This window comes from Psychrobacter sp. H25, from assembly GCF_059076335.1.
On record NZ_JCACRV010000001.1, the window covers coordinates 1462284 to 1475440 of the forward strand.

The following is a 13157-nucleotide window of genomic DNA, read 5'->3' on the forward strand; positions in this document are numbered from 1 at the left end:
AAAGTTTGCAGGTTTTTAATAAGCACGCTGAGCAGATCTCATATGTTTTTTCTGCACGTACTAAAGTAAGAGATGAAGCATTAAGATTAGATCAGAGTGTACCTATGAGTAAGCTTACTAAATCACAAAAAAGCTTAATCAGATTTTATTGGCAAACTGCTTTGAAGACAGATACAAAGCTAACTAAGATTTTAGCAGAATTAACAGATTTAAACATCATCAAGAATGCTAATTGGTTAAGTTTAACAATCAGCTTAGGTCAAATACAGATGAAAAGCGCTTTTGTTATAGCTGCGTTTACAGGTATGCGTAAAAATGAATTACTATCTATCCCTTTCAACGGGCTAAGACATATTCATTCCGATACTGGGAATATACCTGTAGTATGGTCAACTACAACAAAATTGGAAAGTAATGGAGTACCAAGATTTACAAAATGGGTAACAGGTTCAATTGTTGAAGAAGCTTTTGAAGCAGCTAAATTTATCACTCAAGGAGCTTTGAACTGGTCTGCTAATAAGAGTCAGGTGGCAGAAGATGAGAGTAAGTTACCGTTGTTTTTTTCAATTGAAAATGGGAAATCTGGAAAGCCTCATCCGCATTTTGATTATGCAACAACTGCCTTAAATAGCAACCTCATTCAAAAAATAATGTCATCAGAGCACTTATTAATTTCAGAACAAGACTTAAAGGAAGTCAGTCAATTTTTATACGGCGATGAAATATCTAATAATATTAAATTAGGTAAGCCTTGGCCTTTAGGCTTTCATCAGTTTAGACGCTCCTTAGCCGTGTATGCTGCTTCTAGTGGTTATGTTTCATATCCTACTCTTAAATCCCAGCTAAAACATATAAGCATGATGATGACAGTCTATTACACGGACTCAAACTCTAGAGCGATAAATATTTTAGGCAACGGCCCTGAAGTCAAAGCTATGCAAAAGGAATGGCAGGAGGCCCAAGCAAGAGTAGAGTCAGATAATTTGCATGAATTGTTAGATAGCAGGGTGACACTAACTGGTGCAGCTGGTAAAAATCTACAAAAAAGAAAAGTAGAGAATAAGCTTCCTAAGTTCTTAGATAATAGAAATAGTACTAAGAAAGCAGTCAAAAATGGCAAAATTCGTTATCGATCTACTTTAGTTGGCGGATGTATGTCTATTAAACCTTGTGATAAAGGTGCTGGTGTATTGGCATCTGCTTGTATTAGCTGTGAAAATGCGGTGTTTTCACCAGAATCCAAAAGTATTTTGCTACAAACTAAAGATTTTTATAAGTCTCAACTCACTTTAGATATTCCAAAGCGTGTTCATCATGAATACGAAGTGAGTATTAAAAAAATAGACAGTCTTCTTTCAGTATTAGAAGTAAATCAAGAGAAATAACATGAAAACTAGCCAGGCAGAACAGGCTTATTGGGATGCTTTGAATCGTCTACAAGATGGTACAGCCAAAATTGTCAATACAAAGTCATCACGGTTTAAGTTTACTAGAGACGCTGTAGGTAGAGAGGCAGGTAAAGGAAAAGGGTATGTCCGTAATGAGAGATATCCAGAACTTTGCGAAGCAATAACAAAAGCGGAAGAAGAACGCAAAAATCGTGCTCAAGAAAAACCTAATACTTCTACTAAGTTAAAACATGAAAAAGAGCTCAAAATCAAAGCTAATTTGAAATACGACATGATAAAAGAAGAATATGACATTATAATGCAAGATTATCTTAACATTCTAAGACAGAATTTTGAACTTCAAAGAGAGTTAGCAGATTCTCCACATATAAGATTAGTGAAAAGATCTAATAAATAGCTTAATCTTGTTCCTGTTTAGCTCAAATACAATCTATGAATAAAGCCTCTCTAAAGCTTTATTTCTCATATTACGGCTATTAAGATGCCTTAAAAGTATTCCTATGAATGACGATCATTTGTGTAACAAACTAAAAATTTTATTTGAACATCTTTTTCCTACTCTAACCATAATTGGTGGAGTAGATGAACCCTACTATGAAGCGCCAAAAGCAGATACAAATGCGAAGATCTTTTTTAAAGAAAACTACCCAAGAAGCCTATTACATGAAATTGCTCATTACTGTTTGGCAGGGCAAAAACGACGCAAATTAGATGACTATGGTTACTGGTATACTGAATGTGGTAGAACAAGTGAAGAGCAAGAGCTATTTCAATTGGTTGAAGCAAGACCTCAAGGCTTAGAAAAGGCTATGTGTGAAGCTATAGGTATACATTTTTCACCTAGCTTTGATGATTTTTCAGGTCGACCGATATCAGAGGTGTTTCTAAAAAACTTAGAAGTTAATTATCAAGAGATGATTACGAATCCTCCTCCTACGGCTAGAATAGCTTTAGAAACATTAATGCATACAGATTTTTCTACGTTAAGGGATAATTAGTTTATTAACTACATATTGCAAATTCATACTTACTTAATTTTAAAATTTCAAAGCAGTCATGTGAAGTATATTCATCAGGCTACTATTCAGCCGATGATAACTATAGTAAATATTCTAGCCTTCCCAATTTTATTGAAAAAACAAAGAATATCTACTAAGAGAAGAACCAACAAAAAGTCCCGATCTATTCATCAAAAATAAAATATTGATATGTCTCGATTGTATATACACGGCTAATATAAGCTTCTTAGTGCTTTGAAAAGTGATAATTCCAATGACTCACTTAATGTACAATATCTCCTTTTATGAGGAATATTGTACATTTTTTTATCAAGAAGCTGATTTTACATCATTACAATTACTTCTTTATCAATCAATAACTTAGTAATGTACATTTATAGTTAAGAGTTTACTAGACGTAAGTCATTGGTGTGTGGCTGGTGAGGCTCGTAGGCGGCTACCTGATTTTGGCTACTGGTATGCCCCAGACGGTCGAACAGCAGCTCAGCAGCAGGCATTTGAACGTGTAGAGATCAAGCCGCAGGCACTAGAATGTCTATTTACTCTAGCATGTGGGCGACATTTTCAAGTCTCACAAGATAACTTGTTTGCTGACTTTGACACTAGCGAGAGTACGTTTGCTAATGACGTCTATCAACAAGTAGAAACCTATCTTGAAAATCCAAAAATTTTACCACGTGATGCTAAGACATTACTCAGCACCCTACTCAGTATCTGCCAAGATAAATAATATCAAACGCCAATAAGGCTTTTATTTGAGCTACTCATTTTTTGCCGTTAACGATTTTCTACGATTGGTAACGCCTTACCACTAAAGCTCTATTGGCTTTGAGCTATACTAATAATTGAAATATTATTTTTGAGTAGATTGCATTACCAACACATAAAGTAGTGTTCGTCGACACTACTTTTGATTAAATTAGCTTTAACGAGCTGACAAATTGTTTGTATTAATAAAAAACCAATAATTATAAAATAAGGAATTATTATGGAAGTACTCTATATTCATCCAGAAAATCCGCAGCCACGTCTCATCGAACAAGCTGCCAACATGCTACGCAAGGATCAACTGATCATTTATCCAACGGATACCAGTTATGCTTTTGGTTGTCGGTTGGGCGCAAAGGACGCCTTGACTAAGCTAAAGCAAATTCGCGAGCTTGATGACAAGCATCAATTTACTTTGTTATGCCGTGATCTTAGTGAGATTGCAAACTACGCTACAGTCGACAATGTACAGTTCAAACAACTTAAAGCGCATACGCCAGCGCCAATTACTTTTATTCTCAACGCTACAAAAGACGTGCCTAAGAAACTCGCCCACGCAAAGAAGAAAACGATTGGTATTCGTGTGCCTAGCAATCCTATTGCCCAGGCGCTATTAGAAGCGATGGATGAACCTATTTTGACCAGTTCTTTGATTCTTCCTGATAGAGACGATATTTTAGATGATCCGTTTGAAATCGAAGACTTGTTAGGTAATCAAATAGACGGTCTTATCAATGCAGGCATAAAGACAACCAAACTTACCACCATTGTAGACATGACCAATAGTCAGCCTGAAGTGATCAGACAAGGTGCTGCTGACGTTGATTCGTTATTACTATGAACGGATAATAAATAATTAAACTTCAAACAAAAAAAAAGCTCCAATTCAATTGGAGCTTTTTTTTGAAATATATCTATGGTGCAAAATTAGTCGCGATCAACCAATTCTACATAAGCCATTGGCGCATTGTCACCATCACGGTAACCACACTTTACGATACGCAAATAACCACCTGGACGCGTCTGGTAACGAGGACCTAACGTGCCAAATAATTTGCCTACCATAGCTTTGCTACGCATACGGCTGAATGCTAAACGACGGTTAGCAACGCTGTCTTCTTTAGCCATAGTGATCAATGGCTCGGCAACGCGACGTAGTTCTTTAGCTTTTGGTAAAGTTGTTTTGATCAGTTCATGCTCAAATAATGAGTTGGTCATGTTCTGAAACATTGCCTTACGATGACTGCCGGTACGACCCAGCTTGACTCCACTCTTACGATGGCGCATAGTCAAAAATCCTTAAAGTTTAACGGCTACGATAAGAAAAGCGATCATCAACACGTAAATCAGCTGGTGGCCAGTTATCTAGGCGCATACCGAGCTCTAAATCTTTAGACGCTAATACGTCCTTGATTTCTGTTAATGATTTCTTACCAAGATTTGGGGTTTTTAGAAGTTCAGTCTCTGAACGCTGTACCAAATCACCGATATAGTAAATGTTTTCAGCTTTCAAGCAGTTGGCTGAGCGAACCGTTAGTTCAAGATCGTCCACAGGGCGTAATAGCACCGGATCAACCTCTTCTTTTTCTTTCACAGGCTCAGGCGCTTCTTCAGCTTCTAGGTCAACAAAGATAGAAATCTGTTGCTGTAAAATAGTTGCTGCTTTACGAATTGCTTCTTCTGGATCTATAGTGCCATTAGTTTCAAGCTCAACGATAAGACGATCAAGATCAGTACGCTGCTCAACGCGAGCGTTCTCAACCTGATAAGCAACACGTAGCACAGGACTAAAACTTGCATCAAGCTTTAAGCGTCCAATTGCTCTAGTATCACCATCTTCACGGCGCTGGTTTGCTGGCTCATATCCACGACCCATCACTACGCGCAAACGCATCTTAAGATGACCACGGTCGCTCAATGTACCCAAAACCAATTCTGGATTGATAATATCAACATTGTGCGGTAACGCGATGTCTGCAGCAGTGATAGTGCCTGGACCTTGTTTATCCAAGGTCAAAAATACTTCATTTTGGTCATGAAGCGTAATTGCCAAACCTTTTAAGTTCAAAAGCAAGTCAAGTACATCTTCTTGTAGCCCTTCAAGCGTAGAGTATTCATGGTCAACACCATCAATCTCAGCTTCAATGACTGCAGCACCAGGTAATGAAGATAACAAGATGCGACGCAGAGCATTACCTAGGGTATGCCCAAAGCCGCGTTCTAACGGTTCGAGCGTGACTTTCGCAATCGTTTCATTAACCGTATCCACATTAATGGCATTCGGCGTTAGAAACTCAGTTGCATTTAGCATCATGATGTCACCTCGATTTATTAAACTGGTTTAATTAACGTTGAGTGCTCAATGCTATTTTCATAACATTGAGCATTACGTTATTACTTAGAGTATAGCTCAACGATCAAGCTTTCGTTGATTTCAGCAGGTAGATCAATACGATCAGGCGCTTTTTTGAACGTGCCCTGTAGTTTGCTGTGATCAACATCAAGCCATTCTGGAATGCCACGTTGTGACGCTAGTTCAATAGCGTTTTTAATACGTAGCTGTTCGCGAGACTTCTCTTGGATAGCGATAACATCACCATCTTGAAGCTGAATTGATGGAATGTTCACACGAACAAACTCATCACGACCAGCTTTCTTTACCATTACGGTACGATGGCTAACCAGCTGACGTGCTTCAGCGCGAGTTGAGCCAAAGCCCATGCGATATACAACGTTATCTAGACGGCTCTCAAGCATGGCTAAAAGGTTTTCACCAGTAGCACCGCGCTTACGAGCAGCTTCTTTATAGTAGTTAGCGAACTGACGCTCTAATACACCATAAATACGCTTAACTTTCTGCTTTTCGCGCAACTGTAGAGCATATTCTGAGGTCTTGTTACGGCTTACACCGTGCTGACCTGGTGGACGACCAGCTTTTTTCGTTTTTACGTCGTATGGTTTAACGCCAGACTTAAGACCTAAGTCTGTACCTTCGCGACGTGATAATTTCAGTTTTGGTCCAATATAGCGGGCCATTGTTATGTCTCCTATAAGCTTTTGGAATAAAAAGCTTCGTCTTTAATATTAGACGCGGCGCTTTTTCGGCGCACGGCAACCATTGTGTGGGATTGGGGTTACATCAGAGATGCTGTTAACTTTATAACCCAATGCACCTAGTGCTCTTACCGCAGACTCACGACCCGGTCCTGGTCCTTTGACCAAAACGTCGATATTCTTAACACCGTATTCTTGAGCCGCTTTACCAGCGACTTCAGCTGCAACCTGAGCTGCAAATGGTGTAGATTTACGTGAACCACGGAAGCCTTGCCCACCTGAAGTGGCCCAAGCCAATGCATTACCTTGACGATCGGTAATCGTAACAATGGTGTTATTAAAAGACGCATGGATATGGGCAATGCCCTCCGATACTGAACGACGAGTCACCTTCTTGCGACTACGAGTGTCTTTTGCCATCTTTTAGCTTCCTAAGTTAATTATCTTTTGAGAGGGCGTGTCGGACCCTTACGAGTACGAGCGTTGTTCTTGGTGTTCTGACCTCTAACTGGTAGGTTACGACGATGGCGGATGCCACGGTAACAACCAAGATCAACTAAACGCTTGATATTCATTGAAACTTCACGACGAAGATCACCTTCAGTCATGTAGTTTGCAACTTGTGCACGGATAGCATCTAACTGTGTATCATCTAACTGACTAACTTTAGTAGTAGGGGCAATGCCAACTGCTTCTAAGATTTTCTGAGCAGTGGTACGACCTACACCAAAGATGTAAGTTAGTGAAATAACAGCATGCTTATTATCCGGAATGTTTACGCCGGCAATACGAGCCATTGATTTCTCTCCATTAAAGAAAAATAAGCGTTATTTATCAATAAGGCATTATTTTTCAGAATTGTTGCTGTTGATACTACACACTCTATAATAACTTTTGATACTAGGATTTGGTAAAAACCTGTACCTAAAAACCATTATAAAACATTTTGTATAAACACGGCAAGTGGCGGATGATATCCCATCCGCCGTTATTTTTCAAGTATTAATTTATATAGTAACAAAAGTTTAAAACTTTATGATACTAGATATTAACCTTGACGTTGCTTGTGGCGCGGTTCTGCCGTACAAATGATATGTACACGGCCTTTACGGCGCACAACTTTACAGCTACCACAAATCTTCTTAACTGATGCTTGAACTTTCATAGCATGCTCCTTGAAATATCGTACCGCTCATTAAGGTTGAGTGGGCGATTGAATTAACGTCTGATCATGATATTGATGGGTCATCAAATGCGCTTGAATCTGCGAGATGAAGTCCATTACCACAACCACCATAATCAGTAGCGACGTACCACCAAGTTGAAACGGTACACCAAACGATGACTGGACGACCATTGGCATTAAACAAATAACCGTCATATACATCGCGCCAATAAAGGTCAGTCGGTTTAATACATGATCGAGGTAACGCTGAGTTTGTTGTCCTGGGCGAATACCTGGGATATAAGCACCACTACGTTTAAGGTTTTCTGCTACTTCACGAGGACTAAATACTAATGCCGTATAAAAATAACAGAAGAAAATAATCATTGCACCGAACAATACTAAATACAGCGGCTGTCCTGGAGACAACACCAATGCCATATTTTGCAGTATTTTTTGTACAAAGGTAGGGTCAGTTGATTGACCTACCCACTGCCCTAAACTTGCAGGGAACAACAATAAAGAGCTTGCAAAAATAGCTGGGATAACCCCTGCCATATTAAGCTTCAACGGCAAATGTGACTGCTGCTGAGCGTAAATTTTGCGGCCTTGCTGTTGTTTCTGAGCATAGTTAACAGGGACACGGCGCTGAGCACGTTCAATATAAACAATACCTGCAGTTACCGCTATTCCCAGTAATACAAAAATAAATAGTACAATCAAGTTCATTTGACCTTGATTGACCTGTTCGATAGATTGCGAAATCATACCTGGTGTACCAGCCACAATACTCGCAAAAATGAGCATTGAAATACCGTTACCAACGCCACGTTCTGTAATCTGCTCACCGAGCCACATCAAGAACATTGCGCCCGCTACTAATGAAGTAACGGCTGGAATATAAAAGGTCAAACCAGATGATAAAGTAAGATTTTGGCTGATCAAACCAGCACACATTCCTAATGACTGTACTAGTGCTAAAGCAAGCGTTCCCTGACGGGTGTACTTGTTTAGCTTACGTCGTCCTGCTTCACCCTCTTTTTTGAGAGCCTCAAGCGATGGCAATACTGCAGACATCATCTGTACAATAATCGATGCTGAGATATATGGCATAATGCCAAGTGCCATGATAGACATACGCTCTAGCGCACCACCTGAGAACATATTAAACATGCTCAAAATGGTGTTTTCGTTGCGCGAAAACAGATCAGCCAAGTTAACCGGGTTAATACCCGGCACTGGAATATGTGACCCTAAACGATAAACAATCAATGCGCCGATTAAGAATAATAAACGCGACCATAACTCATCATACTTACGTATAAATGCGAATGGATTAAGCGGTATACCAGTCGATGACATTGATTGTTTTGACACGTTACTACTCCTCGATGCTACCACCAGCAGCTTCGATCGCTTGCTTAGCACCTTTAGTCACTTTGATACCTTTAAAGGTATAAGCTTTGGTGACTTCGCCTGATAGCATAACACGGGCACGCTTCATGTCATGACGGACAAGATTAGCAGCTTTAAGTGTCTCAAGGCTAACCACATCGCCATCAATTTTATTCAGTTCAGAAAGACGTACTTCAGCAGTCTTCATAGCCAATTTACTGGTAAAACCAAATTTTGGTAGACGACGATATAAAGGCATTTGACCACCTTCAAATCCTGAGCGAACGCTAGAACCTGAACGAGACTTCTGACCTTTTACACCACGACCACCAGTCTTACCAAGACCTGAACCGATACCACGACCACGACGTTGGGCAGTTTTCTTTGCGCCAACACCTGGTGATAATTCATTTAATCTAAGACCCATTACGCTTCCTCCACTTTTACCATGTAGTTAACGCGATTAACCATACCACGTGTTGAAGGAGTATCTTCTACTACAACAGTGTGATTAATGCGGCGTAAACCCAATCCTTTCAAGCTCGCTTTGTGGCTCTTTAGGCGATGGGCACCCGATTTGAATTGAGTGACTTTCATTTTTTTCATCGTAACTCACCTAGTCTAAGTTAACCCAAGATTTCGTCTACAGATTTACCACGTTTAGCTGCCATCTTCTCTGGAGTTGACATATCACGTAAACCGTTAAACGTTGCACGAACAACGTTAGCAGTATTGGTAGAACCATAACATTTAGTCAAAACATCTTTGACACCAGCAACTTCTAATACAGCACGCATTGCGCCACCGGCGATTACGCCAGTACCTTCAGATGCAGGTTGCATATAGACTTTACTAGCACCATGACGTGCTTTGATCGGATGATACAAAGTTGCATCATTTAATTCAACAGTGATCATATTGCGTTTAGCAGCTTCTAGTGCTTTTTGGATAGCAGCTGGCACTTCACGTGCTTTACCACGACCAAAACCAACACGGCCATTACCATCACCCACTACGGTCAACGCAGTGAAAGAGAAAATACGACCACCTTTAACAACTTTTGCAACGCGATCAACGGTAACTAAGCGTTCTACTAGACCGTCAGTCTGTTCATTTTTATCATTTTTATCATTTCTAGCCATGATTAAAACTCCAATCCGTTTTCGCGAGCAGCTTCTGCTAAAGCTTTAACTCGACCATGATATTTAAAACCACTACGGTCAAAGGCAACTTTAGTAATGCCAGCTGCTTTTGCGCGTTCTGCGATCATTTGGCCTACAGACGTTGCTGAATCAGCATTACCAGTCGCGCCTGAACGCAAGCTGTTGTCTAAGGTGGATGCCTGAGCAATCACTTCACCACCATTTGGAGAGATAATCTGGGCATAAATATGTTTTGACGTGCGGTTAACCGTTAAGCGATGAACGCCTAAGAAACGGATATGTGCGCGTGTTTTCTTAGCTCGACGCAGACGAGCTGCTTTTTTATCAAACATTTCAACTCACCTTATTTTTTCTTAGCTTCTTTGCGAATCACATGCTCGTCACTATAACGAATACCTTTACCTTTATAAGGCTCAGGTGGGCGGAAACCACGGATATTAGCCGCTGCTTGACCAAGCTGCTGCTTATTGTTTGATTTCAAAACAATTTCAGTTTGCGTTGGGGTTTCAGCTGACACACCTTCAGGTAACGTGTACTCTACTGGATGAGAGTAACCAACATTTAGGGTTACCTTGTTACCAGCAACTTGAGCACGATAACCAACACCAATTAACTGAAGACGTCTTTCAAAGCCTTCGTTCACGCCTTTAACATAGTTGTTAATAAGAGCGCGCATGGTGCCAGTGTGCATCATAGCTTCTTTTGAATCGACTGTAGGTGAGAAAATGATAGCATCATCTTCCTGTTTCAGCTCGACCAATTCATGCAGGTGTAAAGACATAGTACCGTTCTTGCCTTTAACTTCGACCTGCCGATCGTTCAAAGTAACGCTTACGCCGTTAGGCAGCGTCACTGGGGCTTTAGCCACACGAGACATAGGAATATTCCTTAAAAAATTTAACTTCTTTATATTAGCGAAAAAACTAACAGGCTAAAAAGCGTGTTAGTTTAGCATAGTTGACTATGTTAGACACCTATCAATTTGAAATAATTTAATATTACTCAATCAATAGAAGCCTAACAATCATCAAGTAGACTTCATCGTCGTATAGCTTACGCTACAAATGCGACGATTTCACCACCGATACCAGCAGCGCGTGCAGCACGATCGCTCATGATACCTTGGCTAGTAGATACGATAGCAACACCCATACCTTGCTTAACAGTAGGGATTTCATCTTTACCGCGGAACTGGCGTAGACCAGGACGGCTATAACGTTGAATAGTTTCGATGACAGCACGGCCTTCGAAGTATTTCAATTCAATAGTAAGGGTCGCTTTGTTGTTTTCTTCTTCAGCAACAACAGCGCTAGCCACATAACCTTCGCTAACTAGCAAATCAGCAATTGATTTACGTAATTTAGAGCTCGGCATTGCTACCGATACTTTGTTAGCCATTTGTGCGTTACGGATACGGGTTAGCATATCCCCAACGGTATCTTGCATACTCATATAGTTACTCCTTACCAGCTTGCTTTACGAACACCAGGCACATCGCCTTGCATGACACGCTCACGCAGCATATTGCGTGATAAGCCAAACTTGCGGAAGTAACCGTGAGGACGACCGGTGATAGCACAACGATTACGCAGACGTACTGGTGATGAATTGCGTGGAAGAGCTTGTAGCTCTAACATTGCTTCCATACGAGCTTCGTCACTTGCAGTCATATCACTGATAGTTTCTTTTAGCTTGATACGCTTTTCAGCATACTTAGCAACCATTTTTTCGCGCTTTAATTCGCGGTTAATCATGCTCTTCTTTGCCATAACGTCTTTACCTTATTTAAATGGGAAGCCGAATGCTTTAAGCAACGCACGACCTTCTTCATCAGATTGAGCTGACGTGGTGATAGTCACATCCATACCACGGATACGATCAATCTTGTCAAAATCTACTTCTGGGAATACGATCTGTTCTTTGATACCCAATGAGTAGTTACCACGTCCGTCAAAGGCTTTAGGTGAAAAACCGCGGAAATCACGAATACGAGGAATTGCAATGGCAACGAGACGATCTAAAAATTCGTACATTTGCTCACCGCGTAGCGTTACTTTACAACCAATTGGCCATTCTTCACGAATCTTAAAGCCAGCGACTGATTTACGCGCTTTAGTGACAACAGGCTTTTGACCAGCAATAGCGGTCATATCAGCTACAGCACCTTCAAGCAATTTCTTGTCTTGAGACGCGCCGCCCACACCCATGTTAAGTGTGATTTTAGTGATTTTCGGCACTTGCATCACATTATCCAAACCAAGTTCTTCTTTGATTTGTTGCTTTAGTTCATCGTTATATAAAGATTTTAATCTTGCCATTACCATTACACCCTTAGTGTCTTACGCAGTCGCCACTACTTCACCGTTTGAACGATAGACGCGTTGTTTCTTGCCGTCTTCGCCAAACTGATAAGTAATACGGTCTGCTTTTTGGGTTTGCGCATTTAAGATTGCGACATTTGAAATATGCAGAAAAGCTTCTTGCTTAAGAATGCCACCTTCAACGCCAGTTGCCTGATTTGGCTTCTGATGTTTAGTAACAATATTAATGCCTTCAACTTTAATACGATCATTTTTTACAGCTTGTACAGTACCTTGCTTGCCTTTGTCTTTCCCAGCAATCACGATAACTGTATCGCCTTTACGTAATTTTGACATGGATTACCTCACAATACTTCTGGTGCTAGTGATACAATTTTCATAAACTGATCACCACGTAGTTCACGAGTTACCGGTCCAAAAATACGAGTTGCAATCGGCGCTTTGTTTTGGTTCAACAATACCGCAGCATTGTCATCAAAACGTAACACAGAACCATCAGGACGACGAACGCCTTTTTTGGTACGTACAACTACTGCATTCATCACGTCGCCTTTTTTAACACGACCGCGAGGAATGGCTTCTTTAACCGTTACTTTAATAATGTCGCCAACTGATGCATAACGACGATGAGAACCACCCAGTACTTTAATGCACTGAACTCGCCTTGCACCGCTATTGTCTGCAACTTCCAGCATTGACTCAACCTGAATCATAGCGTTACTCCACACGTATGAGCAATAAAAACCAGTTGCTGCCGCTAGCACAGAATGAGTAGACGGCATTTTAATATAAATAGCCGCAATTTACTCTTCATGTGAGTGATATACGCTCGGCGCAATCAGCATCCTTAAAAAGGCGGCTAT

21 protein-coding genes and 1 pseudogene are annotated in these 13157 nt (G+C 40.5%); 5 read left to right on the forward strand and 17 right to left on the reverse strand.

What is annotated here, in order from left to right; translation table 11 throughout:
- Positions 1 to 104: 104 nt before the first annotated feature.
- The 5 genes and pseudogenes from AC5JPO_RS05780 to AC5JPO_RS05800 all read left to right on the forward strand — a co-directional run bounded on the left by AC5JPO_RS05780 (position 105) and on the right by AC5JPO_RS05800 (position 4037).
- On the forward strand, positions 105 to 1385 hold the full coding sequence (locus tag AC5JPO_RS05780; RefSeq protein WP_201605165.1) for a hypothetical protein: 1281 nt from the start codon (positions 105 to 107) through the stop codon (positions 1383 to 1385).
- A gap of 1 nt (position 1386) precedes the next feature.
- Positions 1387 to 1806: a hypothetical protein gene (locus AC5JPO_RS05785; protein ID WP_057758729.1), complete on the forward strand. Its 420-nt coding sequence runs from the start codon at positions 1387 to 1389 to the stop codon at positions 1804 to 1806.
- 103 nt (positions 1807 to 1909) lie between these two features.
- Positions 1910 to 2407 (forward strand): elongation factor P hydroxylase, encoded by a 498-nt coding sequence (locus AC5JPO_RS05790; protein WP_057758727.1) that lies wholly within the window; start codon positions 1910 to 1912, stop codon positions 2405 to 2407.
- Positions 2408 to 2801: 394 nt separating this feature from the next.
- Positions 2802 to 3158: pseudogene (locus AC5JPO_RS05795) on the forward strand (elongation factor P hydroxylase); the annotation flags it as partial.
- 258 nt (positions 3159 to 3416) lie between these two features.
- Positions 3417 to 4037: an L-threonylcarbamoyladenylate synthase gene (locus tag AC5JPO_RS05800; protein WP_319052276.1), complete on the forward strand. Its 621-nt coding sequence runs from the start codon at positions 3417 to 3419 to the stop codon at positions 4035 to 4037.
- Positions 4038 to 4123: 86 nt separating this feature from the next.
- On the opposite strand, the gene rplQ is transcribed toward AC5JPO_RS05800, so the two are convergent.
- The 17 genes from rplQ to rplN form a co-directional block, all read right to left on the reverse strand.
- A complete protein-coding gene (gene rplQ / locus AC5JPO_RS05805; RefSeq protein ID WP_021813387.1) occupies positions 4124 to 4483 on the reverse strand; it encodes a 50S ribosomal protein L17 in 360 nt (119 codons plus the stop codon).
- A 19-nt stretch (positions 4484 to 4502) separates the two neighbouring features.
- The gene (locus AC5JPO_RS05810; protein WP_201599219.1) at positions 4503 to 5510 is read right to left on the reverse strand and encodes a DNA-directed RNA polymerase subunit alpha; all 1008 of its coding nucleotides are present in this window, start codon (positions 5508 to 5510) and stop codon (positions 4503 to 4505) included.
- A gap of 80 nt (positions 5511 to 5590) precedes the next feature.
- Entirely contained in the window at positions 5591 to 6232 is a 642-nt protein-coding gene (gene rpsD, locus AC5JPO_RS05815) for a 30S ribosomal protein S4 (protein ID WP_301449228.1), read from the reverse strand.
- 48 nt (positions 6233 to 6280) lie between these two features.
- Positions 6281 to 6670 carry a 30S ribosomal protein S11 gene (rpsK, locus tag AC5JPO_RS05820; protein ID WP_045454458.1) on the reverse strand — a complete coding sequence of 130 codons (390 nt, stop codon included), beginning with the start codon at positions 6668 to 6670 and terminating at the stop codon, positions 6281 to 6283.
- Between the two features lie 20 nt (positions 6671 to 6690).
- The gene (gene rpsM, locus AC5JPO_RS05825) at positions 6691 to 7047 is read right to left on the reverse strand and encodes a 30S ribosomal protein S13 (RefSeq protein WP_021813384.1); all 357 of its coding nucleotides are present in this window, start codon (positions 7045 to 7047) and stop codon (positions 6691 to 6693) included.
- 251 nt (positions 7048 to 7298) lie between these two features.
- Positions 7299 to 7415: a 50S ribosomal protein L36 gene (gene rpmJ, locus AC5JPO_RS05830; protein WP_010196721.1), complete on the reverse strand. Its 117-nt coding sequence runs from the start codon at positions 7413 to 7415 to the stop codon at positions 7299 to 7301.
- A 30-nt stretch (positions 7416 to 7445) separates the two neighbouring features.
- Positions 7446 to 8777, reverse strand: a complete 1332-nt coding sequence (gene secY / locus AC5JPO_RS05835) for a preprotein translocase subunit SecY (RefSeq protein WP_443526908.1) — start codon at positions 8775 to 8777, stop codon at positions 7446 to 7448.
- Positions 8778 to 8796: 19 nt separating this feature from the next.
- Positions 8797 to 9237, reverse strand: coding sequence for a 50S ribosomal protein L15 (rplO, locus tag AC5JPO_RS05840; protein WP_443526868.1), 441 nt, complete (start codon positions 9235 to 9237; stop codon positions 8797 to 8799).
- Entirely contained in the window at positions 9237 to 9416 is a 180-nt protein-coding gene (gene rpmD / locus AC5JPO_RS05845) for a 50S ribosomal protein L30 (protein ID WP_057758718.1), read from the reverse strand. Before rpmD ends, rplO begins: the two co-directional genes overlap by 1 nt.
- Positions 9417 to 9436: 20 nt before the next feature.
- On the reverse strand, positions 9437 to 9952 hold the full coding sequence (rpsE, locus tag AC5JPO_RS05850; protein WP_010196711.1) for a 30S ribosomal protein S5: 516 nt from the start codon (positions 9950 to 9952) through the stop codon (positions 9437 to 9439).
- 2 nt (positions 9953 to 9954) lie between these two features.
- Positions 9955 to 10305, reverse strand: coding sequence for a 50S ribosomal protein L18 (gene rplR / locus AC5JPO_RS05855; RefSeq protein ID WP_319052273.1), 351 nt, complete (start codon positions 10303 to 10305; stop codon positions 9955 to 9957).
- Between the two features lie 11 nt (positions 10306 to 10316).
- Complete coding sequence (gene rplF, locus AC5JPO_RS05860) at positions 10317 to 10850, reverse strand: 50S ribosomal protein L6 (RefSeq protein ID WP_201599217.1); 534 nt, start codon at positions 10848 to 10850, stop codon at positions 10317 to 10319.
- A gap of 176 nt (positions 10851 to 11026) precedes the next feature.
- Positions 11027 to 11425 (reverse strand): 30S ribosomal protein S8, encoded by a 399-nt coding sequence (rpsH, locus tag AC5JPO_RS05865; RefSeq protein ID WP_319052272.1) that lies wholly within the window; start codon positions 11423 to 11425, stop codon positions 11027 to 11029.
- Positions 11426 to 11436: 11 nt separating this feature from the next.
- The gene (gene rpsN / locus AC5JPO_RS05870) at positions 11437 to 11742 is read right to left on the reverse strand and encodes a 30S ribosomal protein S14 (RefSeq protein ID WP_193006033.1); all 306 of its coding nucleotides are present in this window, start codon (positions 11740 to 11742) and stop codon (positions 11437 to 11439) included.
- 12 nt (positions 11743 to 11754) lie between these two features.
- On the reverse strand, positions 11755 to 12291 hold the full coding sequence (rplE, locus tag AC5JPO_RS05875; protein ID WP_319052271.1) for a 50S ribosomal protein L5: 537 nt from the start codon (positions 12289 to 12291) through the stop codon (positions 11755 to 11757).
- A 21-nt stretch (positions 12292 to 12312) separates the two neighbouring features.
- On the reverse strand, positions 12313 to 12630 hold the full coding sequence (gene rplX / locus AC5JPO_RS05880) for a 50S ribosomal protein L24 (RefSeq protein WP_011279796.1): 318 nt from the start codon (positions 12628 to 12630) through the stop codon (positions 12313 to 12315).
- Positions 12631 to 12638: 8 nt separating this feature from the next.
- Positions 12639 to 13007, reverse strand: coding sequence for a 50S ribosomal protein L14 (gene rplN / locus AC5JPO_RS05885; RefSeq protein ID WP_010196702.1), 369 nt, complete (start codon positions 13005 to 13007; stop codon positions 12639 to 12641).
- Positions 13008 to 13157: the final 150 nt, after the last annotated feature.